The 25,562-nt window shown below is 40.3% G+C and carries 24 protein-coding genes and 3 pseudogenes; 8 read left to right on the forward strand and 19 right to left on the reverse strand.

Annotated elements, in window-relative coordinates; genetic code table 11:
• Nucleotides 1-6: 6 nt before the first annotated feature.
• Nucleotides 7-720 (reverse strand): flagellar basal body L-ring protein FlgH, encoded by a 714-nt coding sequence (gene flgH / locus D2C78_07375; protein ID QEF35678.1) that lies wholly within the window; start codon nt 718-720, stop codon nt 7-9.
• Between the two features lie 113 nt (nt 721-833).
• Here flgH and D2C78_07380 point away from each other — a divergent pair, with 113 nt between their 5' ends.
• The gene (locus D2C78_07380) at nt 834-1,598 is read left to right on the forward strand and encodes an outer membrane protein (protein ID QEF35679.1); all 765 of its coding nucleotides are present in this window, start codon (nt 834-836) and stop codon (nt 1,596-1,598) included.
• Between the two features lie 8 nt (nt 1,599-1,606).
• On the opposite strand, the gene D2C78_07385 is transcribed toward D2C78_07380, so the two are convergent.
• A complete protein-coding gene (locus D2C78_07385; GenBank protein ID QEF35680.1) occupies nt 1,607-2,149 on the reverse strand; it encodes a nuclease NucT in 543 nt (180 codons plus the stop codon).
• Between the two features lie 143 nt (nt 2,150-2,292).
• On the opposite strand from D2C78_07385, the gene D2C78_07390 reads away from it, so the two are divergent.
• From D2C78_07390 to D2C78_07415, 6 genes are all read left to right on the forward strand, one after another.
• Nucleotides 2,293-3,687 (forward strand): hypothetical protein, encoded by a 1,395-nt coding sequence (locus D2C78_07390; GenBank protein ID QEF35681.1) that lies wholly within the window; start codon nt 2,293-2,295, stop codon nt 3,685-3,687.
• Entirely contained in the window at nt 3,680-4,300 is a 621-nt protein-coding gene (locus tag D2C78_07395) for a guanylate kinase (GenBank protein ID QEF35682.1), read from the forward strand. The genes D2C78_07390 and D2C78_07395 overlap by 8 nt, the downstream gene beginning before the upstream one ends.
• Nucleotides 4,301-4,370: 70 nt before the next feature.
• Entirely contained in the window at nt 4,371-4,610 is a 240-nt protein-coding gene (gene tatA, locus D2C78_07400) for a twin-arginine translocase TatA/TatE family subunit (GenBank protein ID QEF35683.1), read from the forward strand.
• A gap of 2 nt (nt 4,611-4,612) precedes the next feature.
• Nucleotides 4,613-6,238, forward strand: a complete 1,626-nt coding sequence (locus tag D2C78_07405) for an arginine--tRNA ligase (GenBank protein ID QEF35684.1) — start codon at nt 4,613-4,615, stop codon at nt 6,236-6,238.
• A 110-nt stretch (nt 6,239-6,348) separates the two neighbouring features.
• On the forward strand, nt 6,349-7,104 hold the full coding sequence (gene hugZ, locus D2C78_07410) for a HugZ family heme oxygenase (protein QEF35839.1): 756 nt from the start codon (nt 6,349-6,351) through the stop codon (nt 7,102-7,104).
• Nucleotides 7,105-7,614: 510 nt separating this feature from the next.
• Nucleotides 7,615-8,760 (forward strand): YbfB/YjiJ family MFS transporter, encoded by a 1,146-nt coding sequence (locus D2C78_07415; protein ID QEF35685.1) that lies wholly within the window; start codon nt 7,615-7,617, stop codon nt 8,758-8,760.
• Nucleotides 8,761-8,765: 5 nt separating this feature from the next.
• Here D2C78_07415 and D2C78_07420 read toward each other — a convergent pair whose 3' ends face one another.
• The 17 genes and pseudogenes from D2C78_07420 to rplU form a co-directional block, all read right to left on the reverse strand.
• A complete protein-coding gene (locus D2C78_07420; GenBank protein ID QEF35686.1) occupies nt 8,766-9,728 on the reverse strand; it encodes a GTP-binding protein in 963 nt (320 codons plus the stop codon).
• On the reverse strand, nt 9,728-10,093 hold the full coding sequence (locus tag D2C78_07425) for a hypothetical protein (protein QEF35687.1): 366 nt from the start codon (nt 10,091-10,093) through the stop codon (nt 9,728-9,730). The genes D2C78_07420 and D2C78_07425 overlap by 1 nt, the downstream gene beginning before the upstream one ends.
• Nucleotides 10,094-10,139: 46 nt before the next feature.
• The gene (locus D2C78_07430) at nt 10,140-11,021 is read right to left on the reverse strand and encodes a polysaccharide deacetylase (GenBank protein ID QEF35688.1); all 882 of its coding nucleotides are present in this window, start codon (nt 11,019-11,021) and stop codon (nt 10,140-10,142) included.
• Nucleotides 11,022-11,033: 12 nt separating this feature from the next.
• Nucleotides 11,034-11,918 (reverse strand): carbon-nitrogen hydrolase family protein, encoded by an 885-nt coding sequence (locus D2C78_07435; protein QEF35689.1) that lies wholly within the window; start codon nt 11,916-11,918, stop codon nt 11,034-11,036.
• An 83-nt stretch (nt 11,919-12,001) separates the two neighbouring features.
• Nucleotides 12,002-12,403 carry a hypothetical protein gene (locus D2C78_07440; GenBank protein ID QEF35690.1) on the reverse strand — a complete coding sequence of 134 codons (402 nt, stop codon included), beginning with the start codon at nt 12,401-12,403 and terminating at the stop codon, nt 12,002-12,004.
• A 15-nt stretch (nt 12,404-12,418) separates the two neighbouring features.
• Nucleotides 12,419-12,691 carry an AtpZ/AtpI family protein gene (locus tag D2C78_07445; GenBank protein QEF35691.1) on the reverse strand — a complete coding sequence of 91 codons (273 nt, stop codon included), beginning with the start codon at nt 12,689-12,691 and terminating at the stop codon, nt 12,419-12,421.
• Nucleotides 12,688-13,980, reverse strand: coding sequence for a glutamate-1-semialdehyde-2,1-aminomutase (gene hemL, locus D2C78_07450; GenBank protein ID QEF35692.1), 1,293 nt, complete (start codon nt 13,978-13,980; stop codon nt 12,688-12,690). Before hemL ends, D2C78_07445 begins: the two co-directional genes overlap by 4 nt.
• A gap of 9 nt (nt 13,981-13,989) precedes the next feature.
• A complete protein-coding gene (locus D2C78_07455) occupies nt 13,990-14,544 on the reverse strand; it encodes a polyisoprenoid-binding protein (protein QEF35693.1) in 555 nt (184 codons plus the stop codon).
• A 240-nt stretch (nt 14,545-14,784) separates the two neighbouring features.
• Entirely contained in the window at nt 14,785-15,780 is a 996-nt protein-coding gene (locus tag D2C78_07460) for a hypothetical protein (GenBank protein ID QEF35694.1), read from the reverse strand.
• A 36-nt stretch (nt 15,781-15,816) separates the two neighbouring features.
• Nucleotides 15,817-16,898 (reverse strand): annotated as a pseudogene (gene obgE / locus D2C78_07465) (GTPase ObgE).
• An 18-nt stretch (nt 16,899-16,916) separates the two neighbouring features.
• Nucleotides 16,917-17,723 carry an ABC transporter ATP-binding protein gene (locus D2C78_07470; GenBank protein ID QEF35695.1) on the reverse strand — a complete coding sequence of 269 codons (807 nt, stop codon included), beginning with the start codon at nt 17,721-17,723 and terminating at the stop codon, nt 16,917-16,919.
• Nucleotides 17,720-18,583 (reverse strand): ABC transporter ATP-binding protein, encoded by an 864-nt coding sequence (locus tag D2C78_07475; protein QEF35696.1) that lies wholly within the window; start codon nt 18,581-18,583, stop codon nt 17,720-17,722. The genes D2C78_07470 and D2C78_07475 overlap by 4 nt, the downstream gene beginning before the upstream one ends.
• Nucleotides 18,584-18,662: 79 nt before the next feature.
• Entirely contained in the window at nt 18,663-19,451 is a 789-nt protein-coding gene (locus D2C78_07480; protein QEF35697.1) for an ABC transporter permease, read from the reverse strand.
• The gene (locus D2C78_07485; protein ID QEF35698.1) at nt 19,451-20,455 is read right to left on the reverse strand and encodes an ABC transporter permease; all 1,005 of its coding nucleotides are present in this window, start codon (nt 20,453-20,455) and stop codon (nt 19,451-19,453) included. The genes D2C78_07480 and D2C78_07485 overlap by 1 nt, the downstream gene beginning before the upstream one ends.
• A 10-nt stretch (nt 20,456-20,465) precedes the next feature.
• Nucleotides 20,466-22,114 (reverse strand): annotated as a pseudogene (locus D2C78_07490) (ABC transporter substrate-binding protein).
• Between the two features lie 114 nt (nt 22,115-22,228).
• Complete coding sequence (locus D2C78_07495; GenBank protein ID QEF35699.1) at nt 22,229-22,495, reverse strand: 50S ribosomal protein L27; 267 nt, start codon at nt 22,493-22,495, stop codon at nt 22,229-22,231.
• A gap of 14 nt (nt 22,496-22,509) precedes the next feature.
• Complete coding sequence (rplU, locus tag D2C78_07500; GenBank protein QEF35700.1) at nt 22,510-22,824, reverse strand: 50S ribosomal protein L21; 315 nt, start codon at nt 22,822-22,824, stop codon at nt 22,510-22,512.
• Between the two features lie 241 nt (nt 22,825-23,065).
• Here rplU and flgL point away from each other — a divergent pair.
• Nucleotides 23,066-25,551: pseudogene (flgL, locus tag D2C78_07505) on the forward strand (flagellar hook-associated protein FlgL).
• The last annotated feature ends 11 nt before the right edge of the window (nt 25,552-25,562 follow it).

The raw sequence follows: 25,562 nt of genomic DNA on the forward strand, positions 1-25,562 counted from the left end.
CTCTTTTTAATAAGGCATTTGGGTTTCCATCGCATCAGCAGCGAATTTCTTTTTATTGGAATCGCTCAAATGCCCTAAATTCGTGTATTCAATCTTAGCGTCGGCTAAAAACTTGGATTGGATGGTGTTATTCCTTTCAATATCATAAGGGCGGATCACCCCGCTCACCTTAAGGATTTGCTTTTCCCCATCCACTAGCACTTCCTTATTCCCATAAATGAAATAATTCCCGTTTTCTAGCACTTTAATGATTCGAGCGCTCAACACGATCTCTAAATCTTCGCTCTTTTTTTGCGAACCACCGCCTTTAAAATTCGTGTTATTGCTGGATTTAGTGAAATTGTAATTATTCTTATCGTCTAAATACTGCGCTTCTTGTTTCTTTCTTTCATCTAGCCCGTTATAAGTGAGCCTTGGGGGCGTGGAATTACCCCCTGAAGCGCTTTTATAATCTTTAGAGCTGGAATAATTCGCGCTCGCCTTTTCAGAGACAATGATTGTGATCAAATCGTTAGGCTTCATCGCCCTCCTATCCGCAAATAAAGGGCGCTCACCCTGCCCAAACAAACTCCCCAACTTGTTCAATTCAGGGATAAATTCTTTAGAGGGGGTTTCTTCTACATAACTGGGAGGGTTAAAATCAATTTTTGGCTCATTGGCTGATGCCATGCTAAATATAACGCTAAACGCAACAGCCCCTAAATAAAGCGCTTTTTTCATCCACTAGCCTTACTTTTGAGTTATTTTAAGCCTTAAATTATACTCTCTTGTAAAGAATAAATGCTTAATTTTGAGTAAGTTGTTGTAAAATTTAGATCTTTAAGATCTTTATAATGAAACTTACTATGCAGGAGATAAAATTGAGAACCTTGTTAAAAATGTTAGTTGGCGCAAGCTTGCTGACACACGCCTTAGTAGCTAAAGAAGAAAGTGCAGCGCCTTCTTGGACAAAAAATTTGTATATGGGATTCAATTACCAAACAGGTTCTATCAATTTAATGACTAATATCCATGAAGTTAGAGAAGTTACTAACTATCAAACCGGTTACACCAATATCATAACTAGCGTTAATAGCGTTAAAAAACTCACCAACATGGGATCTAATGGGATTGGATTAGTCATGGGCTATAACCACTTTTTCCATCCGGATAAAATCTTGGGCTTGCGCTATTTTGCTTTTTTAGATTGGCAAGGCTATGGCATGAGATACCCTAAAGGTTATTATGGCGGCAATAACATGATCACTTATGGCGTGGGCGTGGATGCGGTGTGGAATTTCTTCCAAGGGAGTTTCTATCAAGATGATATTAGCGTGGATATTGGCGTTTTTGGGGGGATTGCGATTGCGGGGAATAGCTGGTATATTGGCAGTAAAGGGCAGGAATTGTTAGGCATCACTAATAGCAGTGCGGTTGATAACACCTCTTTTCAATTCCTCTTTAACTTTGGCCTCAAGGCTTTGTTTGTAGATGAACATGAATTTGAAATCGGGTTTAAATTCCCCACCATTAATAACAAATACTACACTACTGATGCACTCAAGGTTCAAATGCGTAGGGTCTTTGCCTTTTATGTGGGGTATAATTACCACTTCTAAAAGGGCTTTTAAAACCCAACGCAACTCCCTAACATCTTTTGATAGTAACTCTTGGCTTTGAGAATTGTCTCTGTGTCATCGGTTTTTAAAAGCACTTCATAATTGTTTTCAAAAGCGTTTTTGCTCCAATTCGCTGAGCCTAAAAACACGATCTTATCATCAATGATCGCCACTTTTTGGTGCATGATGCCGTAATAATTCCCGTTTTTAGCCTTAAGCCCTTTCAATAAGCACACTTTCGTGTTAGGGTATTTGTCTAAATAGCCAATAGTGGATTGCTTGTTATTATGATTGCTTTCATAATCATAAATGATTTGCACCTTAATCCCCCTACTCGCTACGCTTTTAATGGCTCTTGCAATATCTCTGTGCGTGAAACTATAAATAGCGATTTTCACGCTCTCTCTAGCGTTACTAATGCCAGAAACTAAAGCATTCAAAGCCTCTCTTTGCTCATAAGGTAAGACAAATAAGCTGTTTTTAGCTTGCAAAACCCCTAAACAGCCCACTAACACACCCACGCCAACGATTTTTTTAAACTTGTTGAACATCAAATGATCCTTAATTTTAAATTACACTCATGATAAAAACAACCAACCAAGTGGATTTTTGATTATAATAAAAGATTTAAAAAAAGCGATAAAAATTGATAGGCTTAAAGAAGCGTTTCTTAATAAAATAAGGAGTCCCTAAAATGAAAATGATTCTATTCAACCAAAACCCCATGATTGAAAAACTGCTTGAGAGTGTTTCTAAGAAATTAGAATTATCTATAGAAAATTTTAACCATTATCAAGAGCTATCCGCACACCTTAAAAAAGATCCAGAATGGCTTTTAATAGCCGATGATGAATGTTTGGAAAAACTAGACCAAGTGGATTGGCTAGAATTAAAAGAAATCATCTCTCAAAATAAAAACAGCGTGTGCATGTATAAAAAGGGCGATGAAGCGCAGCCTTTCTTAGAGGGCTTTGAGATGAAAATCAAAAAACCTTTTTTACCCACTGAAATGTTGAAAGTCCTTCAAAAAAAGCTTGGTTCTAACGCAAGCGAGCTAGAGCCTAGCCAGAATTTAGACCCAACTCAAGAAGTTTTAGAAACCAATTGGGACGAATTAGAAAATTTAGGCGATTTAGAAGCCCTAGCCAAAGAAGAGCCTAACAATGAAGAGCAACTACTCCCCACTTTAAACGATCAAGAAGAAAAAGAAGAGATTAAAGAAGAAGAAAAAGAAGAGATTAAAGAAGAGGTTAAAGAAACTCCCCAAGAAGAAGAAAAGCCTAAAGATGATGAAACGCAAGAGGGTGATGAAACCCCCAAAGATGAAGAAGTTTCTAAAGAGTTGAAAGCACCCCAAGAATTAGAAATCCCTAAAGAAGAAACGCAAGAAGAGCGAGTCAAAGAACAAGAGCCAATCAAAGAAGAAACGCAAGAAAATAAGGAGAAAAAACAAGAAGAAACACAAGATTCCCCAAGCGCGCAAGAATTAGAGGCCATGCAAGAATTAGTCAAAGAAATCCAAGAAAACTCTAACGGCCAAGAGGATAAAAAAGAAACCCAAGAAAACGCAGAAACACCGCAAGAAACACCGCAAGATGTAGAAAACCAAGCACAAGAAATCCAAGATAAAGAAATCCAAGAAACGCAAGAAATCCAAGAAACGCAAGAAATCCAAGAAACGCAAGAAATCCAAGAAAATACAGAAATCCCACAGGAAGAAACCCAAGAAGAAATCCAAGAAAACGCAGAAACCCCACAAGAAAAAGAAACCCAAGAAGATCATTACGAAAGCATTGAAGACATTCCTGAGCCGGTGATGGCTAAAGCGATGGGGGAAGAATTGCCCTTTTTGAATGAAGCTGTTGCAAAAATTCCTAATAATGAGAACGACACAGAAACCCCTAAAGAGAGCGATATAAAAGCCCCGCAAGAAAAAGAAGAAAGCGATAAAACTTCCAGCCCCCTAGAATTGCGCTTGAATTTGCAGGATTTATTAAAAAGCCTGAATCAAGAGTCCTTAAAAAGCCTTTTAGAAAACAAAACCTTAAGCATTAAAATCACTTTAGAGGATAAGAAACCTAATGCATAATGATTTTAATTTACTCATCCTTTCAGGCCCTAGCGGAGCGGGTAAAAGCACCCTTACAAAGTATTTGCAAGAAAAAATCCCAAAAACCCATTTTTCCCTTTCCACCACCACACGAAAGCCTAGAGAGGGCGAAGTTGATGGCTTGCATTATAATTTTGTCAGCGAAGAAGAATTCAAACAAGGCATAGAAAAAGGGCAGTTTTTAGAATGGGCGATCGTGCATAACCACTACTATGGCACTTCTAAAATCCCTGTAGAAAAAGCCTTAAAAGAAGGCAAAATCGTCATTTTTGACATTGATGTGCAAGGGCATGAGATCCTTAAAAAGCATTACCCTAACGCATGCTCAGTGTTCATTAGCACCAAAAACCAAGAAATTTTAAAAGAGCGCTTGCTTTTAAGGGGGACAGATTCTAAAGAGACGATAGAAAAACGCTTGATCAACGCTTATAAGGAAATGCAGTGCTTGGAAAGCTTTGATTACCTCATCATCAATGAAGATTTAGAAAAATCCAAAGAAATCATCTTAAGCATCGCAAAAACTTTAGTCTATCGCTTAAAAGCGTTTAATTTTGAAAAAATATGCAAGGCCTGGAAAAACGAATCCTTATAAAACCTATCAATTATTTTTTAAAAAAGCTATAATTCAAGAAAAAACCAACCAATAGTTTAAGGAGTAAAATATGGGCGGATTCACAAGCATATGGCATTGGGTCATTGTTTTATTGGTGATTGTATTGTTGTTTGGGGCTAAAAAGATCCCAGAGTTGGCTAAAGGTTTGGGCAGTGGGATTAAGAATTTCAAAAAAGCCGTGAAAGACGATGAAGAAGAGGCTAAAAACGAGCCAAAAACCCTAGACGCTCAAGCAACGCAAACCAAAGTGCATGAAACTAGCGAGATTAAAAGCAAACAAGAAAGTTAAACATGCACACTCTCATTAAGGGCGTTTTAGAAGAGATTTTAGAAGTTGAAGTCATTATTGAATACCCTAAAGACAGAGAGTATGGGCATTACGCTACGCCCATTGCTTTCAATCTCGCCAAAGTTTTTAAAAAATCGCCCCTAGTTATCGCTGAAGAGTTAGCCCTTAAAATCAGCACGCACAAAAAAACTCAAGGGTTTTTTGACAGCGTAGTGGCTTGCAAGGGCTATATCAATTTCACGCTTTCTTTAGATTTTTTAGAGCGTTTCACCCAAAAGGCTTTAGAATTAAAAGAACAATTTGGCTCTCAAATTAAAAGCGAGCGTTCTCAAAAAATCTTTTTAGAATTTGTGAGCGCTAACCCCACAGGGCCTTTACACATAGGGCATGCTAGAGGGGCGGTGTTTGGCGATAGTTTGGCTAAAATCGCTCGTTTTTTAGGGCATGAAGTTTTGTGCGAATATTATGTTAATGACATGGGATCTCAAATCCGCTTGTTAGGGCTTTCTGTATGGCTCGCTTACAGAGAGCATGTTTTAAAAGAAAGCGTAACTTATCCGGAAGTCTTTTACAAGGGCGAATACATCATTGAAATCGCCAAAAAGGCAAGTAACGATTTAGAGCCAAGCCTTTTTAAAGAAAACGAAGAAACTATCATTGAAGTTTTGAGCGGCTATGCTAAAGATCTAATGCTTTTAGAAATTAAAGATAATTTAGACGCTTTAGGCATTTATTTTGATTCCTATGCGAGCGAAAAAGAAATTTTTAAACATAAAGATGCGGTGTTTGAACGATTAGAAAAAGCGAACGCCCTTTATGAAAAGGATTCTAAAATCTGGCTCAAATCTTCACTCTACCAAGATGAAAGCGATCGGGTGCTCATTAAAGAAGATAAGAGCTACACTTATCTAACCGGCGATGTTGTCTATCATGATGAAAAATTCAAGCAAGATTATACCAAATACATCAACATTTGGGGGGCAGACCACCACGGCTATATCGCTAGAGTGAAAGCCAGCCTTGAGTTTTTGGGCTATGATTCCAACAAGCTTGAAGTCTTACTCGCTCAAATGGTGCGCTTGCTCAAAGATAACGAGCCTTACAAGATGAGTAAAAGAGCGGGTAATTTTATTTTGATTAAAGATGTGATTGATGATGTGGGTAAGGACGCTTTGAGGTTTATTTTTTTGAGCAAACGGCTTGATACCCATTTAGAATTTGATGTCAATACTTTAAAAAAGCAAGACAGCTCAAACCCTATTTACTATATCCATTACGCTAATTCACGCATCCACACCATGCTAGAAAAATCCCCCTTTTCTAAAGAAGAGGTTTTGCAAACCCCTTTAAAAAATTTAAACGCTGAAGAAAAGTACCTGCTTTTTAGTGCTTTAAGCTTGCCTAAAGCAATTGAATCCTCTTTTGAAGAATACGGCTTGCAAAAAATGTGCGAATACGCAAAAACCCTCGCCTCAGAATTCCACCGCTTCTATAACGCTGGCAAAATCTTAGACACCCCTAAAGCGAAAGAGCTTTTAAAAATTTGTTTAATGGTGAGCTTGAGTTTGACTAACGCTTTCAAACTTTTAGGCATAGAAATCAAAACCAAAATTTCCGCTAAAGATTGAATCCAGCTCCGTTTTATGAGTTTGATTATCAAGCGATCAAAAGATTAAGCTCAAAATTAGTTTTTTTGATTATAATATTCTCATTATTTTTAAAAAATAAGGAGAATGTTTTGCTTAATCGTATTATAGAACACATGAACGCCAACCATGTAGAAGACATGAAAGGTCTATTGAAAAAATTCGGGCAAGTCCATCACGCCGAAAATGTCGCCTTTAAAAGCGTGGATCCTCAAGGCATTGTGATTGGTTATAACCACAATCAAACCTTAAGGATTGAATTTAACCACGAAGTTAAAGACCCCAAAGACTATAAAAATGCGATCATTGAATTGTGCCAAAGCGTGGAAAAAACCCATGATCTAAAAGGCGTGGAAGAAGAAGTTAAAGCCTTTAGAAAAGACTTTGATTCCGTTTGTTTAGCGACCTTACACCCTAATGGGCATGTGGTATGCTCTTATGCGCCTTTAATGACAGATGGCAAACAATACTACATTTATGTGAGCGAAGTGGCTGAACATTTTGCCGGCCTTAAAAACAACCCCCACAATGTGGAAGTGATGTTTTTAGAAGACGAGAGCAAGGCTAAATCAGCTATTTTGAGGAAACGCTTGCGTTATAAAACCAACGCTCGTTTTATTGAAAGAGGGGCGGAGTTTGACAAAGCGTTTGATTCTTTCATTGAAAAAACCGGTGGTGCTGGGGGCATTAAAACTATTCGCACCATGCAAGATTTCCATTTGATCGCATTGGATTTCAAAGAAGGGCGTTTTGTGAAAGGCTTTGGTCAGGCTTATGATATTTTAGGCGACAAAATCGCTTATGTTGGGGGTAAAGGCAACCCACACAATTTCGCTCACAAGAAATAAACTTTCTCACTCATAAGGGGCAAACGCCCCAAAAGAGTGCTTTTTAAAGAGGTTATGGCAAAATCAAGCTCTTTAGTATTTAATCTTAAAAAATACTAAAAGCCTTTTTATGGCCTAACACCACACAAAAAGCATCAAAAGCAAAAAAATGACAAAATTTTTCCAAAATGACAAAAAAACGCTTTCATGCTATTCAGTGATGCTCTTTTTAAGCCTAGCCCATAGTTATTAATCTCTGTTTCAACAATGAAAACCACCGCAAAGAAGCCTTATTCTAGCAGAAGCCTTGTTTTTATGAAGCGCTTTAGACACAAGCTCTATAACGCTAATAACCAACTCTTTTTCATTCAATCGTAGGGCCTCTTTAATAATACGGGTAAATAATACGGGTATTAATAAAGGACGCTCCTTAAAAATTTATTCTTATTTTGCTTTTATTATGCGCTATCAATTAACCAGTTTCAATATAATATAAGATATTGTTTTTTTATAACTTTGTTAAGGATCAAAATGCGCGTGTTTGTTTGCTTTTTAGGGGTTTTTGTGTCTAACGGCTTGGCTCGTTTTGGCTATGTGGTTTTAATCCCCCTACTCATTTTATCAGGGAGTTTAACCCCACACCAAAGCTTCCAACTGGGTATTGCGGTGTTAATGGGCTATGTTTTTGGGAGTTTTTTAATCCAATTTTTAAGCCCGTTAATGTCATTAGAAAGCATCGCTAAAATCAGTTTTGGCTTAATCGCTTTGAGTTTTTTAGTCTGTTATTTTGATAGTATCCCTTTCTTTTGGCTTTGGATCTGGCGTTTTATCGCCGGTGTGGCCAGCAGTGCGTTAATGATTTTAGTCGCTCCTCTCTCTTTACCCTATGTCAAAGAACATAAAAAAGCCTTAGTGGGAGGGCTTATTTTTAGCGCTGTAGGCATTGGATCTGTCTTTAGCGGGTTTGTTCTGCCATGGATTAGCTCTTATAACATCAAATGGGCATGGATTTTTTTAGGGGGCAGTTGTTTGATAGCCTTTATCCTTTCCTTGGTGGGGTTAAAAACCCGTTCTTTAAGGAAAAAATCCGTTAAAAAAGAAGAAAGCGCATTTAAAATCCCCTTTCATTTGTGGTTATTGCTCATTTCTTGCGCGCTCAATGCGATTGGTTTTTTACCGCACACGCTTTTTTGGGTGGATTATTTGATCCGTCATTTAAATATCTCCCCCACTATCGCTGGAACTTCATGGGCGTTTTTTGGTTTTGGCGCTACGCTTGGCTCTTTAATCAGCGGCCCCATGGCTCAAAAACTAGGGGCTAAAAACGCCAATATCTTTATCCTTATTTTAAAATCTATCGCATGCTTTTTACCCATTTTTTTCCACCAAATCTCTTTACTCAATTTGAGCATCTTTGTAATGGGAGCGGCCACAACCGCCAATATCAATTTATTCAGCATGATGGCTTTAAAAATTGCAGGCGCGAAGCATTTCGCTCAAGCGTCTTCGTGGGTGGTGTTTTCTTTTGGCATTTTCCAAGCGCTTTTCTCGTATCTTTTTACGATCTTTTTAGGGGATTTGGGCTATGTTTTGATTTTTGTTATTTGTGGGGTGTGTTTGGTTTTAAGCTTCATCGTTCTTTTCCCCATTAAAATGCAAACAGCTACCAATAAATAGAAAAATTATGGGGTTTCAAAACCCTTGATGCCGAGAAAATCCTTAAAACCCTTTAAGGAATTTAAGATTTTTTCACGCTCTAAATGGCGCATGATAAAAACGAGGTTAGAGCCGTTTTGATCCTTTAAAATATGCTTAGGCGGGTAAATCACATGCATCACGCCGTTAATGCTCACCAAAAGATCGCTTCCAATGTCAATAATCCCCTTGATGCGTAAAATCTGTGTGCCGTATTTATGCAATAACAAACTCAGCCAAATCCCAAACGCGCTCCATTCCATCGCCCCTTCAAAATTAATGCTTAAAGTTTCAAAGCCTTGCGAGTGTGAATCTTTTGTTGGCAAGATCACACGATGCGCTCTATTTTTGCGTGAAAAAAAGCTTTCGTAATCTATATTTTTCTTGTCAAAAATTTCTGTGCTAGGGTTAATGGCCCACAAGCGCTCTTTTAATTTGATTAAAGCCGCACTATCGTTTTGCAAATCCGTTTTGGTCAATAAAACGCTATCAGCAAAAACGATTTGCTCTCTAGCTTCATTGTTGGTTAAATGCTCTCTAGCGTTCAATGCATCCACGCAAGCCACCATGCTTTGAATTTCAAAATGCGCCCCTAAAAAAGTGTCGCTCAAAATCGTCCATAAAATCGGCGCCGGGTTGGCTAAACCGGTGGTTTCAATGATGATGCGCTTTAAAATTTCGCCGCGCCATTCATAGTTGTTGATCGTGGCTTTTAGAGACTCCACTAAATCTAAGCGTTTGTTGCAACACACGCACCCTGCGTTAAGATAGAGCATTTTTTCACCGCAATATTGAACGCTTAAGATGCGTTGATCCAAGGCGGCTTGACCGATTTCATTGATGATAAGAGCGACGCCTTGGTGATCTATTTGGTTTAAATATTCGCTCAAAAAACTCGTTTTACCGCTGCCTAAAAAACCTGTGATGAGCGTGATAGGGATTTTGGGCATCAGTGAATGGCGTTTGTATTTTGATTTAAAAACGCTAACAGATGAGAATCTAGTGCATCCATCTCTTTTTTGGCTAAATTTTGCGCCTTATCCCACAAATCGCCTAAATCATTCACTATCACGCTCTGCCCTTTTTTATCGTGCAACACAAACTTCGTGCCTTGCCAATCATTAATTTTTAGCCCATAAAACGTTAGGATTTGATTGAGCAATCCCACTCGTTTGAGCCGTGCTCTTTTGCGTTCTCTGGCGTTTTCATTAGTGCTAATAAGTGCATTTTGCCCTTTCAAATTCTCATTCTCATAACTACCGCTCCCATCGGTCCAATGGAAAGAACTGATAAGCTCCCCGCATAAAACGCACATCTTCCAACCTTTTAATCAAACGCCAAAAATCTTTTTGGCATTACCGCTATTTTTTTCTAGGGTTTCGTTTTAAGAAATCGTCAGCGATTTCATTGAATGTTACCCAACGCACATGATCATGTTTGTTGATATGCTCAATGATTCTTTCATGCATGAGCAATACTTGCGGACGGGCGCTCACATCAGGGTGGATTGTCATGCTAAACACCGCATAATCCATCTCACGATAAACCCAATCAAATTGATCGATCCACATTTGCCCTATATCGTGCGGGCTTACAAAACCAAAACTATTGGGGGATTTTTTGATGAACATCATCGGCGGTAAATCGTCCAAATACCAGTTCGCAGGGATTTCCACTAAATTTGTTTCCACCCCACGGATTAAAGGCTTCATCCAATCCTTGGCTTCCAAACTATAATCAATCTTGCTCCAACTATCCCCCACGCGCACATAATAGGGCGTAAAATCATTGTGCATGAGCGAGTGGTCGTATTTGAAGCCGTGTTTTAAAAGCAATTCATTAGTGATATTGGAAAACTCCCACCACGGCGCCACATAGCCTGTGGGGGCTTTGCCGGTGAGATCTTTAATCAACTCAACGCTTTTTAACAAAACATCTTCTTCTTGCTTGGCCGTCATAGCGATAGGGTTTTCATGCGAATACCCATGCGCGCCCACTTCATGCCCTGCATCCACGATCATTTTCATTTGTTCAGGAAAAGTTTCAATAGAATGCCCCGGCGCAAACCAAGTCGCAGGGAGATGGTATTTTTTAAACAATTTCAAAAGCCGTGGGATCCCCACTTCACCCGCAAAAAGCCCGCGCGAAATATCATCAGGCGAATCCTCCCCACCATAGCTCCCTAACCAACCAGCCACCGCATCAATATCCACACCATAAGCCACTAAAATTTCTTTTGCCATAATCGCTCCTTTTTAAGTGAGTTTTCCAAACCCCTTTTTGGTGAGTTTGGTGTCAAAATCTTGTAAATAAGGGATTTTTTGGCGTTGCAGTGCCACTTCGTTCAAATCCATTTCAGCGATAATGACCTCATTGAGTTTGGTGGCTTGCGCGATGATTTTCCCGTTGGGCGCGATGATTCTTGAATCGCCGGCAAATTCTAGCGTTTGTTTTAATTGAGTATTAGTTTCTTCCCCACTATGATTGCACGCGCACACAAAACAGCCATTTTCTAACGCTCTAGCCTTGCTCAATAAATCCCAGTTATAAGCCCTAGCTTTGCCAAACGCGCTAGGATAGATTAAAATCTCTGCTCCTTGTAACGCTAAAAGATTCGCGCCCACGCCAAAGCCGATTTCATAGCAAATTTGCAAACCCACTTTCGTGCTAAAATCCCCAAAATCTAGCGTAAAAACCTCGTATTTTTTACCCCTTTTGAAGCGCGATTTTTCATCGCCCCACAAATAGATCTTGCGGTGCTTTCCAACGATCCCGCCTTTTGGTGGAATGATATAAGCGCTATCGTAGAGTTTTTGATTGGTTTTTTCAATGCTACACGCCACTAGATGTACTTTATTAGATTTTGCAAAATTACTTAACGCTCTCAACGACTCGTTTTTTAGGGTTTCCTTTCCATGCTCTATCGCTTTAAAATCCAACCCAAAATCCGCATCCTTATCATTCACGCAATAACCGCTATCAAACAATTCCGGTAAAATAATGAGATTTGCACCTTTGTCGTGGGCTTCTTTGGCCAGATTGAGTGCTAATTGCAGGTTTTCATTTAAGGCGTAGGGTTTGGATTGCATTTGAATCACGGCGGTTTTTAGGATTCTTTTAGCGGGATTTTTTGTTTTCAAGATCCACTCCCATTTTTGTTTTTATTGTATAGGATTAAAAATTAAAAGAGGGTTAAAGGGGTTAAAATCCGCATGCGTTTGTGTCAAAACTTACCATTATTGTTTAAGAATCGTAATAACGCGCTAGAAAGCGAGCTCACAAACACGCCAATAAGAAACGACAATCCGTTAAAAAGATGCAAGAATAAAAGCGCTCCTAAAATGCCTAGTAAAACCCCATACCCCCCTAAACGCCACACATTGAAAGACATTTCCAAGCCCAGGGCGAATTTTTGGAATTTTTGCTTTTCTTCTTTTTCTTCAGTTTGTTTCCTTAAATCCAAACGCTTTTTAACGCCGTAATACGAAGACAACGCCACGATAAAAAACCCTAAAAACCCCCCTTCAAAATTCAAAACCCCTTGAAACGCTTGGAAAAAATAAACGATGATCGCACTAACTATATTGATAAAAAGTAAAACAAGCAAGCATTGGATTTGGCACATGGGATTTGATTGGATTTATTTTGTTTTGTTTTGTGTATATTTAGGGTCTTTGGCTAGTTCTTCATAGTCTTTTTGCATGTTTTTATAAGCCTTATAGACATTGAGAAAGCTCGCTAACACGCCCCAAATAACCCCAAGCCAAAAAAGCCACGAAATGTGAGTGAGTTTTTTAAGCCCATAGCCTATAGCCACGCCCATAAGGATCGCTACCACCATAGAAAGCCCTAAGCTCAAATAATTCGCCCCCTCTATGAATTTATAATACTTTGGCTTTTTCAAAAAATTCACACACCTTTTATGATTTCATCAAAACTTTCATCGGCTTTTGCAACCGCTAAATCAATCATCTCTTCATTCATAGGCTCGCAAATAAAGCCGGTTTCAAAGCTTGAACATGCCAAATACACGCCCTTAAAGAGCATTTTTTGGTGGAATTTTGCAAACATCTCCGTATCGCTTTTTAAAGCGTCATCAAAATCACGCACCGCATTTTCGTTAAAGAAAAAGCCAAACATGCTCCCCATATTGAGCGTTTGTAAGGCGATGTTATAGCTTTGAGCGCTCTTTTGTAAGCCTTGAGTCAAACGAACGGCTAAAGCGTTTAAGCGAGCATAAAGGGTTTTGTCTCTTTTGATTTTATAAAGTGCGCTCAACCCCGCACACACCGCCAAAGGGTTACCGCTCAATGTGCCGGCTTGATACACGCCTCCAATGGGTGAGAGCAAGTCCATAATTTCCGCGCGCCCCCCAAAACACGCCAAAGGAAGCCCAGCACCTATCACTTTACCAAAGGTTACCAGATCCGGCACCACGCCATAAAATTCTTGCGAACCGCTCAAACTCGCTCTAAAACCGCTCATCACTTCATCTAAAATCAGCACCGCTTGGTATTTTTCACACAAAGCCTTTAAGCCCAATAAAAACTCTTTTTGAGCTGGCACTAACCCCATATTCCCGGCAATGGGTTCAATGATAACGCAACCCACATCGCCTTTTTTAAAGCATTCTTCTGTGGAGTTTAAATCGTTATAACGAGCCACTAGAGTGTGTTTGCTAAAATCGTTCGGCACGCCTAAAGAAGAAGGAGATCCAAAAGTAGCACACCCGCTACCCGCTTTCACCAATAAGGAGTCGCTATGCCCATGGTAGCACCCTTCAAACTTGATCAAATCGTCTTTTTGGCTATAAGCTCTAGCGAGTCGTATCGCGCTCATGGTCGCTTCTGTGCCGCTATTGACTAAACGCACCTTATCTAAGCCTTCATAACAAGAAATGATTTCCTTAGCTAAAGTGGTTTCTAACTCTGTGGGAGCGCCAAAAGAAGTGCCTTTTTTTAATGCATTAATAATATTTTCTTCAATCTCTTCATCCGCATGCCCAAAAATCAAAGGCCCCCAGCTTTGCACAAAATCTATATAATGGTTGTTATCCACATCATAAAGATACGCCCCCTTGCCTTTTAAAATAAAGGGGGGAGTGCCTTTAACGCTCTTAAACGCCCTGACAGGTGAATTGACCCCCCCAGCGATCACCTGCTTGGCTTCATTAAAATCATTAATGCTGTGCAACAACTCCATGATTTTACATTATCCCTTAATCATGCTTTCAAATTGGATTTCCACTTGCGACCAAGTCAAGCCCTCATGAAAACTCTCGCATCGTTTAGCCAAGCTCGCTAATTCGTTTTTCAAGCCAAAATTCAATAGATCCAAGACCCCTTTAACCACGAGCTTATCCTCGGCAATCGTGTATTGCATAGGCACTTTCACCAGCTTTTCATTCATCCTTACATAAGCCGTAAGAGAACCTTCATGATCGCCTTCTATCACATTTCTAAAGGTTACTTTGATGTTAGTGTTTTTAAAAAGAGCGAAAAAAGCTTCTTTAACATTTTTGTTTTTAGTGTCATCGCCTAAATTGACTTTCAGGCTATCCATGCTCGCGCTCGCTCCCTCTAAAAGGGTTTTTAAACTATCTTGAGATTTACCCAATTTATAAGTGATGCTTTCAAAACTCCCACTTACAGGTGTTTTAGCCTTAGTTTTAAAGGCTGTCCATGTCGTTTTAGCTGAAGATAAATCCAAATTCACCGCTTGCAAAAACCCTGCTAGTAAAACCGATACCAAAACCATTTTTTTCATTCATTATCCTTTAATGTGGTCTTATCAATAACGCTTATTATTTTAGTGTAAACAAGCACGCTTACAACTAAAACGATTCATTTTGATAATCATTTGCACTCTAAAGACGACTCAAGAGATACAATTGCGTTTATTTTAAACTCTTTTTGTAAATAATGCTGACTGAACCAAACATTCTCAATCATTCATAAAAAAGATTAAAGCGCATGGCTATCGCTATCATCTTGAATACAAAACAATTCATGGCGATCGGAGTTTCAGCCTGAAACCATCTTCATGCAAATCGCCTTGCTTTAAAAGCTCATTTGCGCTAGGGCTAGAATAATGCTTGGCTAAAATAATGAAATAGGCGTTGTTATGCACCCCGATAAGGTTAGGTTGGAAATAAGGGAAAGTTTCAGGGTTTAAAATCCATGTTGCAACTTTATTATACGCTACAGAGAGCCTTTTTCCGGCTCCACTACCCCACAAATCATACCCGTTCTCAAAAAGCAATTCGCCTGATATAGTTATCGCAAGAAGTGCAAAATTAGTATAAGCTATCCCCTTAATGCCCTTTGTAGGGCCGCCATGATAATCGCTCGTATCGCTCCTAGTGATCGCACTAGCAATAACCCCATTCTCATCTATGGCTTTAAACACCCACTCCTGCCACCGATTAGCGCTATTGTGTAAAAGAGCATGATCATCTAGCGCTAGCGCAGAACTCACATCAAAGAGAATGCCCCACGCCCCATGGTTAGTGTTAAGAGCTGATTGAGAATATTGGCACATCCGCTTAACGAAGTCTTCATATTCTGGGCTAGAAAATGCCTTTTTGACAAACCAATAAGCCATGTTCATATAAGGCATGTAAAAATTGATATTATCCTCGCTCTGATAAGTGTCTACGCTTTGAAGCTCTTTAGCCCAAGCGTTTAAAATTTCTATAGCTTTTAAGCCGTATAGTTTGTTTTGGCTCACCAAATAACCTAACGCTAAGTCATAAGACATAATAGCGGATTTTTTAAAACTCTTTGTGCATTTATCAGGCTCTCTAACCCCGGTAGAAGTGTAGTGTTTTGACGCGTTAAGTTGCGCGCATGGCTGTATTGTTTGGGAGAGCTTTTTATCAAGATGGAGTTTTTGGGGCAAATCTCTAGATTTAAAATCCCTAAAAAAGTAATCTTGTTCAGCGTAAGCTTGAACGCAAACGCAAACACCCATGAGTGATAAAAACAAAACAAATCTTTTCATTCCACGCCTTTATTTGAATGGTTTAAAAATAGCGTTTTAGGGTAACGCTTTTAACAACACAAATTTAAGTGCATGCGCATTAAGAGCACTAACCGCTGAAAGGGGCAAGACAAAGAGCGCTGATTTTTCATTAGGGTCATTTTCAAAATCGCTGGTTAAATTGGGGTGCAAAAACCCCAAATACGGCTCTAAATCAAACGCCTCTAATTTTTGTGCTTCTAAATTTAAAAAGGCGCAAAAATCCTTAGTCATCTTATCAATGTTTTCTACAACATCGCATTTATTGAGCAACACCCCAAAAGGCTTATTGGCTAAAGCGGGTGAAAATTTTTCCAACTCCAATCTCAAGCGTTGGTATTGCTCTTTAATGCCTAAATCCAGCCTAGAAGCGTCTAAAACAAAGGCTAAAACCTTAGTGCGTTCAATGTGCTTTAAAAAGCTAATCCCTAAGCCTTTTCCCTCACTAGCCCCTTCAATAATGCCAGGAATATCCGCCATTAGAAATCCGCTTTTTTCATCCACGCTCACAACCCCTAAATTAGGCACTAGAGTCGTAAATTCATAGTTAGCGATTTTAGGCTTAGCGTTAGAGATGGTGGAAATGAGCGTGGATTTACCCGCATTAGGGAAGCCCACTAACCCTATATCAGCGATGAGCTTTAATTCCAAACGCACGCATTTTTCAACCCCCTCCAAGCCTTTTTGCGCATAAGTGGGTTGCTGTTTAGTCGCGCTTTTAAAATGCGCATTCCCCAACCCCCCTTGCCTCCTTTTAAGGCTAACACCCTTTCTTTAGGCTCCACTAAATCAAGCCACAACTCATCACCTACAAAAACCTGCGTTCCTGGCGGCACGACAATGATCTTGTCTTCGCCCTTTTTGCCTGCGCAATTCCGTGTACCTCCTGGAGCCCCGTTTTTAGCCTTATGGTGTTTAGTGCCTCTAAAACTCGCTAAAGTGTCGGTATTGTTATCCACCTCAAAATACACATCGCCCCCATCGCCCCCATCGCCCCCATCAGGGCCTCCTTTGATGACAAACTTTTCTCGCCTAAAACTCACCATTCCAGGCCCCCCCTTACCCGAAGCGATGATAATTTCCACGCTATCTACAAACACAGCTTAATACCCTTTCTTTTATTTGGCAAATCTTTGCATGGATTTTTCCAAATGCGGCACCGCATTGAGTAATTTCTGCGTATAAGGGTGCTTTGGAGCGCTTATCACGCTATCCACATCCCCCGTTTCTACGATTTGCCCCTGATTCATTACGATGATTTTATCGCTAATATGCTCCACCACCCCTAAATCATGGCTGATAAAAATATAAGTCAGCCCCATTTCTTTTTGCAAATCCAAGAGCAAATTCAACACTTGTGCTTGAATGGACACGTCTAACGCAGACACAGGCTCATCGCAAATCACCACGCTAGGATGCAAAATGAGTGCCCTAGCAATGCCGATTCGTTGCCTTTGACCGCCTGAAAATTGGTGGGGGTAACGATCGATCCATTCTAATTTCAAACCCACTTTCTGCATGATCTCTAGCACTTTTGTTTTGATTTCTTTTTTTGAAAAATGAGAATTTAACAGCAAGGGTTCAGCGATGATCTCGCCCACTTTCCACCGAGGGTTCAGGCTAGAATAAGGGTCTTGAAAAATCATTTGCACCTTTTTGCGGTAATCAAACCAATCCTGTTTGCTAAAATGCAAATGGCGCTTACCATTGAAATAAATCGCCCCGCTATCTTGCCTTTCAATCCCGGCTAAAATTTTGGCTGTCGTGCTTTTCCCGCAACCGCTCTCCCCCACGATGCTTAAAACTTCATTTTGTTCCACTTCAAAACTGATCCCATTGAGCGCATGGATCACTCTTTTAGGCTTGAATAACCCCCTGTCTATCGCATAGGATTTTTTCAATTCTTTAATTTCTAAGAGCTTCATCGCAACTCCTTTGGAAAACTCAAATAATCTATATTTTCATCCACGGTTTCTAAGCGTTTTTTGCGGTATTCTTTGCCCGGTTTAGGGATCGCACTCAAAAGAGCTTTGGTATAAGGGTGTCTTGGATCAGCAAAAAGCTCTTTCGCGCTCGCTTGCTCCACCACATGCCCTTTATACATCACCACCACTTCATCAGCGATCTGCGCCACCACGCCTAAATCATGGGTGATAAACAAAATAGAAGTGCCTTTTTTTTGCTGCAATTCTTTCATCAATTCCAAGATTTGCGCTTGAATGGTTACATCTAACGCTGTCGTCGGCTCATCAGCGATCAAGATTTCAGGCTCACACACCATAGCCATAGCGATCATCACCCTTTGGCGCTGCCCTCCGCTGAGATTGAAAGGGTATTCGTGGTATTTATCCCCTGCATGGGGAATGCCCACGCGCTCTAACTCATAGACCACCCTTTCTAAGCGTTCTTTTTTATTGAGGTTAGGGTGGTGGATTTTCAACACTTCATTGATTTGAAACCCCACCGTGTAGGAAGGGTTTAGGCTTGTCATAGGCTCTTGAAAGATCATGCCAATTTTTTTGCCTCTGATTTCTTTTTGCATCTGTTTTTCTTTGAGTTGCAACAAATCCTGCCCTAAAAATTGAATGCTCCCCCCCACAATTTTCCCGGGCTTTTCAATCAACCCTAAAATAGAAAGCGAAGTGATACTCTTCCCGCTCCCGCTCTCCCCTACAATGCAGAGCGTTTGAGACTTTTTCAAGCCAAAACTCACGCCATCCACTGCTTTATTCACGCCCTTATCGGTGAAAAAATAAGTTTTTAAATCTTTAACTTCTAAAATCATGCAAGCTCCTTTTAAGAGGCCCGTTTAGGATCTAAAGCGTCCATGATGCCATCGCCTACCAGATTAAAACTCATGACCGTTAAAAAATCATCACCCCAGGGAAAACAAGCATCCACGGAGCGGTAGCGATGTATTGCATGGAATTCATCAGCATCGCTCCCCATTCAGGTTTGGGAGGTTGGGCCCCAAGACCTAAGAAGCTCAGCGCGGCCGCTTCTAAAACCGTGGAAGCAAAACCCATTGTCGTTTGCACGATCAAAGGGATAATGCAATTAGGGAAAATCACCTTACACATCAAACGAAGATGCGAAGAGCCATTGATTTTAGAAGCGATCACGTATTCTTTTTCTTTTTCACCTAGCACGGAACTGCGCACCAATCGTGCAAACCCAGGAATCCCCACAAACCCAATAGCGAGCATGGCGTTAGTGAGTGAAGGCCCTAACACAGCGACCACAATCACGATCAATAAAATGGAGGGCAAAGCGAACATGATGTCCATGATACGCATGATAATTGCATCCGTTTTCCCTCCAAAATACCCCGCTATTAGCCCTAATATCGTTCCAAAAAAGACCGCAATCCCCATAGAAACAATCCCTATGGTTAAAGAAATCCTAGCCCCATAGATCAAGCGGCTCAAAATATCGCGCCCCAAATCATCGGTGCCTAAAAGGTATTTAGCATTCCCCCCATGCTCCCATATAGGCTTTAAAAGGCGATCTTGTGCGTTTTGGACATAAGGATCATGCGGGGCTAAAAGGGGTGCAAAAATAGCGCAAACCACCAACAAAAGCACAATCCATGCCCCAACGACCGCCGCCTTATTTTTTTTGAATTGTTGGATAAACTCTCTAAAAGACTCCATTATGACAACCTTATTCTAGGATCAATAAAAGCGTATAAAATATCCACTAAGAGATTAGCCCCAATATACATCATGGCGATAATCAAAGACATGGACTGGATAATGGGGAAATCGCGCTGATTGAGCGCATTGACGATCCACTTACCAATCCCAGGCCATGAGAAAACCGTTTCAGTTATCATGCTCCCCCCTAAAAGCCCGGCCAACATCAAGCCTGCGATAGTCGTTACAGGGATTAACGCATTACGCAAAGTGTGCACAAAAATCACCCTAAAGGAGCTGCACCCCTTAGCTTTAGCGGTGCGCACATAATCTTCTTTAGACACTTCTGCCATGCTCGCGCGAGTCATCCTCGCAATAACAGCGGTAGAAACCGTGGCTAACACAATGCTAGGCAAAATCAAGTGCTTGATCGTATCCACAAACGCCCCATAATCTCCTGCGATCAGGCTGTCTATCAAATAAAGACCTGTGGGGCCATCTAAATAATACACATCGCTCAAACGCCCAAAAACAGGCAACCACCCCAATTGCACGCTGAAAATATAAATCAGCATAAGCCCTAGCCAAAACACCGGCATAGAAATCCCGGCTAAAGCGAAAGTCATGCTGGAATAATCAAACACGCTATAGCGTTTGATCGCCGCTAACACGCCAACGCTAATACCCAAAACAAGAGCCATAAACAAAGCGATCAAAGCCAATTCCACCGTAGCCGGGAAGCGTTGCCAAAACTCATGCATCACAGGCTCACCGGTCATGATAGAAGTGCCAAAATTGCCATGCAACACGTTATTGATAAAGAAAAAATACTGCTCTATCAAGGGCTTATTCAAGCCAAATTGCTCCCTTAAAGCGTCAATAGCGGCTTGATTGGCCTTTTCGCCTAAAATCACTAACGCCGGATCTCCTGGCACTAAATGCACCATCATAAACACAATGATACTCACCCCAAACAGCGTGGGGATCGCCCACAAAATACGCTTAATAATAAAACTCAGCATACAACCCCTTTCACTTTTCTAAATACACCTTAAAGAAGCGATTCACGCTCACTCCGGTCGTTTTATAGCCTTTGACTTTAGACAAGTGCGGCACCACTGAATAAGGGTAGGCTAAAGGCACATAGGGCGCGTCTTTATGGATAATTTCTTGAGCCTTTAAATAAAGGGCTTCCCTCTCCTTTTGATCCGAAACCCGTTTAGCCTTTATGAGCAGATCGGAAAAGGCGTCGCTCTTATAAAAGGAACCATTTTGAGTGGGTATAGCTGAGGCTGCTTGCTTGCTCCATAAGGTGTATAAGAAATTATCCGGATCCGCAATGTCTGCCATCCAGCCTGCAAACGCCATTTCATGCTCGCCTAGACCCGTTCTTTTCAAATAAGCCCCCCACTCATACACTTCAATTTTCACATCAATGCCAATTTTAGCCAGGCTCGCTTGTATGAACACCGCTCCTTTTGGGTTACGAGTGGAAGTGGTAAAAATGGTGGTTTTAAAGCCGTTAGGATACCCCGCTTGCTTCAATAACTCTTTAGCCTTTTTCAAATCGTATTCATAGGGTTTGATGCTGTAGTTATAACCCCATATGGTGGGCGGGAAAGGATTGACCATTTTTTGGGCAAAGCCTTCATAAATCACTTTAATGTAATCATCAACATTAATCGCATGATTGATAGCCAAACGCACCAAAGGGTTGTTAAAATACTTTTTTTGCGTGTTTAATGAAAGCCAACTCGCCAACAACCCAGGGCTTTTATCCACCACGATATTAGGAAGTTTTTCTAACTGCTCCACTTCATTGAGGTTGGGCCCGGTCATTAGCATGATTTCGCCGGTTCTTAACGCCAAGGCACGAGTGGAAGAATTAGGAATGGTGCGCACCACCACCTTATCCAAATAAGCTTTAGGCCCCCAATAATCCTGATTTTTTAGAATAATGATTTTTCATCTTTATTCCATAAAAAGAATTTGAAAGGCCCTGTCCCAACAGGTTTTTTAGCCAACTCGTCTTTTTTATTATTTTGAGCCAAATAATCAGCGTAATCCTTACTCAAAATGCTCAAAAAGTCCATGCCTAAATTCGCTAAAAACGGGGCTTCTGGCTCATTAAGCGTGAATCTAATCGTGTAATCATCTAAAGCTTCAATGCTCTTAATAATATGAGACATGCCCATGCCTTCCCAGTATTTATAGCTTTTAGCCCCTGGGCTGTAGTATCGTTTAGCCTTATCCATCTGGCGCTCAAACGAAAACAGCACATCTTTAGCGCTAAACTCTACTTTTTTATTCCAATACTTCGTCTGGTGGAAATAAACCCCTTTGCGTAAATGAAAGGTATATACAAGACCATCTGGGGATATGTCCCAGCTTGTCGCTAAGGCGGGTTCAATTTCTGTGGTGCCGTATTTGAATTGCACGAGCGTGTCATAAATATTGCCCGTTGCCACATAGCTTTCGCCATCAGTCACTAAGGCCGGATCCATGCTTGAGCCATCAGCGCCTCTAGCAAAAACTAAAACGCCTCCAAAACGCTTTTGCTCTTCAACAGAAACATTTTCTTTAGAGGGATTAAGAGTAGCGTTTGGGTTTTCTGAAGCTTTCAAAAAGAACCCAAACAATAAAAGAAAAAAAAACAAACTCTTAACAAAAACATTATTCATAAGCCAGTCTCCACAACAAATTCTAAAGGATAGAGATCTAAATTATAAATATTTTATGGCGTTTATAGGTGTTTAACGAACACCCAAAGGTTTAATTAACCTTTAAAGGTTACTCTACTCCCCAAAATTTTGACTAACCACAGAAACCTTTTTGCGGTTTCTGTCTTTATGCTCAAACTTCACAACGCCATCTATGAGCGCATATAAGGTATGGTCTTTCCCCATGCCTACATTATTACCGGGATGGATTTTAGTGCCTCTTTGGCGCACGATAATATTCCCTGCTCTCACAAATTCTGAGCCAAATTTTTTCACGCCTAAGCGTCTTCCTGCAGAATCTCTGTTATTCTGCGTGCTCCCTTGACCTTTCTTGTGTGCCATTGTTTAATACTCCTTTAGGCTACAATTTTAGTGATTCTCACACGAGTGAAATCTCTTCTAAAACCACGCTTGGTTTTGCTGTCTTTTCGGCGGCGTTTTTTGAAAGTGATGACTTTTTTGCCGCGCCCTTCATTGATCACTTCCGCTTCAATTTTAGCCCCATTCACAAAGGGTTTCCCACAAGAGAGCTTGCCCTCTTTGGATACGGCTAACACTTCCACTAATTCCACTAAAGCCTTAGGCTCTTTATCCATTTTATCTAGTAAAACAATATCGCCTTCAACGACTTTATATTGCTTACCGCCATGTTTGAATATTGCGTATGACATTTCTATTCCTTAAAAATTGAACGCTCTTTTTAAAATAAACGCTTATTATAGTGAGTATTTGCTAAAATGTAACTTTAAATTGAGATTAAATCCACATTAAAAGAATTTTTTTACTCAAAAACACCCCATTTAACCCACCATTATTAACCCGCATTGCCCCACTCAAACCACTTACAATTGCTATTAACTTGTTTTGGAATACTTTTAGCTTGTTTGTTAAAAAACCAATAAGGATTTGATCATGCGCGTTACCTTTGGCTCAAAATACAACCAAATGAATAATTATCAAAACGCTTTACAAAATAAAATCAACGACGCTAACACGCAGATCGCTTCAGGGCTAAAAATCCGTTATGGTTATCAAAACAGCGACATTAACAACCAGAATTTAAAATTCCAATACGAAGAAAACACCTTAGATCAAGGCATTGATGTGGCTCAAAACGCTTACACTTCAACGCTCAATACCGACAAAGCCTTGCAAGAATTTTCTAAAACGATGGAGGCGTTTAAAACCAAACTCATCCAATCCGCTAACGATGTGCATTCAGAAACTTCTCGCGCCGCTATCGCTAACGATTTAGAACGCTTGAGGGAGCATATGATGAATGTTGCTAACACCTCCATAGGGGGGAATTTTTATTTGGGGGCAGCAAAGTGGATAGACCTCCCATTGATAGTAATGGGAAATACCATGGCAATGGCGAAGATTTAAACGCGCTTATTAGCTCTGATAACCTTGTGCCTTATAATATCAGCGGGCAAGATTTGTTTTTAGGCACGGATAAAGACAAGCACAAGATCGTTACCACCAACATTAAATTATTCAATCAAAACAAGCTCCACCCTGATGTGATGGACGCTTTAGAGCATTCTTCATTGCCTGAGGAAGTTTTTATTAAACCTAGCGATACCTTGCGAGAACTCATCGGCGATAACGATAAAGATCCCACTAATGACCCTAAAGAGTTTTTTTATTTGCAAGGCGTTAGGCCTGATGGCTCTAGTTTTAAAGAAAAATTCGCGCTCTCTAAAGCCTATCAAAACCAAGAAAGTGCGACTAAAGTGAGCGATTTGTTAGATAAAATCGGTCATGCTTACGGGAACACTTCGCAAAATAAAGTCGTGGATGTGAGTTTGAACAATTGGGGGCAAATTGAGATCAAAAACCTAACGCCTGGCAGTGAAAATTTGGATTTTCATTTGATTTCTAGCGATGGGGATTTTGATGATTTAGACGCCTTACGATCTAGCGGTAAAAGGGTTACTGAATACGTCAAAAGCGCGTTTGTAACGGATAGGAGTTTGAGCCAAGTTAAAGCGGTGCCTAACATGTATAACCCCAAGGTGCTTGAAATCCCTAGCGTGTTTGTCACTAAAGACAATGTTTTAGCCAACAAAAACACTAAATTGAGCGAGATTTTTGGCGATAAGGTGAAAACTTTAAAAATCAACGCCAGCCGTTTGGACAATTCAAGTGCTATTAAAATCCCAAACCTCCCTGTTTATTTGGATATTCCCATTCTTTTAGATGTAAAAAACTCTACGATTAAAGATTTGAAAGACGCGATTAAAGAACGCTTCAATAATGAAGTGGATGTGGAAATTGCAACGAACGGGCGTTTGAGGATCATTGACAATTCTTCTAAAGAATCGCCTATTTCTTTGGCTTTAAGCACCCTAGATCAAAAAGGGCTAGAAGTGGCCGGTATCCCTACTAATAACGCGAGCGAATACCAAAAAACCTATTTCAATAAAGAAGGGGCGAAATTAGAAAGCAATGTTGCTCAGATCGCTCAAAATGGTGCGGCTAATGGCTCTACTAAACTGAGTGAAGCCGCTAAGGGGAGTTTGGAAAATAGCGTTTTTAACATGAAATTAAACGATGTGAATGGCTTATTTTTGGAAGCGCAAATAAACTTGGATAATAATGGGGCTTTTTTGAGCCTCCCTAATGGCATTAAAATCCCGCTTTATGACCCCACAACCGCTAACATTCAAGCTTCTAAACCCAATGAAGTAACTTACAGGCAGCTTATGGATGCGATGAGTATCGCGCTCAATTACAGCAACACTGACCCAGCCCTCTACCAACAAATCAGCGATAACCCCACTTCAAAAGAAAGCAAGGAGCGCTTTATTGAATTGTTAAAACAAGCTAAAGACAACCTTTCTGTCAATTTGAATGAAGAGGGAAAAGTCATTATCCAAGACAACATGCATTCAAACACCAAAATGCAGTTCATGCTTTTTGATAAAGACGCGAATGATTTTTCTCAAAACGCCTTGCACAGCGACAAACCAAGCCTTAAATTAAACGCTAATAACGCTCTCATTATTGACAAGCCCAGCGTGAATTTTTTTGATCAATTAGAAAATATTATCACTTCTGTAAGAAAAGGGATTTATCGCCCAGACGCTTTAGGGGATACTTATTCTAGCGACATGCGTAATTTAGGCATTCAAAACGGCATCACCCTTATAGATCACTTGAGCGATCACGTAGAAAAAATGATCGCTAAAAACGGCGCTCATGGCAAGGCGTTTGAAAACATTATCAGGCGTAATGAAGTTTTAAAAACGCAAGTTCAAAGCATTCGTGGGGAAACGACCGGCACGGATATGGCAGAAACTTATAACAAGTTTTCCAATCTCACTAACAACTATAACGCCGTTTTGGCTTCCACGAACAAAATCAATAATCTGTCTTTAACGAAGTATTTGTAATCTTTTGGTGG

The sequence above is a fragment of the Helicobacter pylori genome (genome assembly GCA_008032935.1).
Taxonomy (GTDB): domain Bacteria; phylum Campylobacterota; class Campylobacteria; order Campylobacterales; family Helicobacteraceae; genus Helicobacter; species Helicobacter pylori_CX.

Bases quoted from the DNA above. Each gene is read 5' to 3' on its own strand.
- flgH (QEF35678.1), bottom strand. From the start codon at position 720: ATGAAAAAAGCGCTTTATTTAGGGGCTGTTGCGTTTAGCGTTATATTT.
- D2C78_07380 (QEF35679.1), top strand. From the start codon at position 834: ATGAAACTTACTATGCAGGAGATAAAATTGAGAACCTTGTTAAAAATG.
- D2C78_07385 (QEF35680.1), bottom strand. From the start codon at position 2,149: ATGTTCAACAAGTTTAAAAAAATCGTTGGCGTGGGTGTGTTAGTGGGC.
- D2C78_07390 (QEF35681.1), top strand. From the start codon at position 2,293: ATGAAAATGATTCTATTCAACCAAAACCCCATGATTGAAAAACTGCTT.
- D2C78_07395 (QEF35682.1), top strand. From the start codon at position 3,680: ATGCATAATGATTTTAATTTACTCATCCTTTCAGGCCCTAGCGGAGCG.
- tatA (QEF35683.1), top strand. From the start codon at position 4,371: ATGGGCGGATTCACAAGCATATGGCATTGGGTCATTGTTTTATTGGTG.
- D2C78_07405 (QEF35684.1), top strand. From the start codon at position 4,613: ATGCACACTCTCATTAAGGGCGTTTTAGAAGAGATTTTAGAAGTTGAA.
- D2C78_07415 (QEF35685.1), top strand. From the start codon at position 7,615: ATGCGCGTGTTTGTTTGCTTTTTAGGGGTTTTTGTGTCTAACGGCTTG.
- D2C78_07420 (QEF35686.1), bottom strand. From the start codon at position 9,728: ATGCCCAAAATCCCTATCACGCTCATCACAGGTTTTTTAGGCAGCGGT.
- D2C78_07425 (QEF35687.1), bottom strand. From the start codon at position 10,093: ATGTGCGTTTTATGCGGGGAGCTTATCAGTTCTTTCCATTGGACCGAT.
- D2C78_07430 (QEF35688.1), bottom strand. From the start codon at position 11,021: ATGGCAAAAGAAATTTTAGTGGCTTATGGTGTGGATATTGATGCGGTG.
- D2C78_07440 (QEF35690.1), bottom strand. From the start codon at position 12,403: ATGTGCCAAATCCAATGCTTGCTTGTTTTACTTTTTATCAATATAGTT.
- hemL (QEF35692.1), bottom strand. From the start codon at position 13,980: ATGGAGTTGTTGCACAGCATTAATGATTTTAATGAAGCCAAGCAGGTG.
- D2C78_07455 (QEF35693.1), bottom strand. From the start codon at position 14,544: ATGAAAAAAATGGTTTTGGTATCGGTTTTACTAGCAGGGTTTTTGCAA.
- D2C78_07460 (QEF35694.1), bottom strand. From the start codon at position 15,780: ATGAAAAGATTTGTTTTGTTTTTATCACTCATGGGTGTTTGCGTTTGC.
- D2C78_07470 (QEF35695.1), bottom strand. From the start codon at position 17,723: ATGAAGCTCTTAGAAATTAAAGAATTGAAAAAATCCTATGCGATAGAC.
- D2C78_07475 (QEF35696.1), bottom strand. From the start codon at position 18,583: ATGATTTTAGAAGTTAAAGATTTAAAAACTTATTTTTTCACCGATAAG.
- D2C78_07480 (QEF35697.1), bottom strand. From the start codon at position 19,451: ATGGAGTCTTTTAGAGAGTTTATCCAACAATTCAAAAAAAATAAGGCG.
- D2C78_07485 (QEF35698.1), bottom strand. From the start codon at position 20,455: ATGCTGAGTTTTATTATTAAGCGTATTTTGTGGGCGATCCCCACGCTG.
- D2C78_07495 (QEF35699.1), bottom strand. From the start codon at position 22,495: ATGGCACACAAGAAAGGTCAAGGGAGCACGCAGAATAACAGAGATTCT.
- rplU (QEF35700.1), bottom strand. From the start codon at position 22,824: ATGTCATACGCAATATTCAAACATGGCGGTAAGCAATATAAAGTCGTT.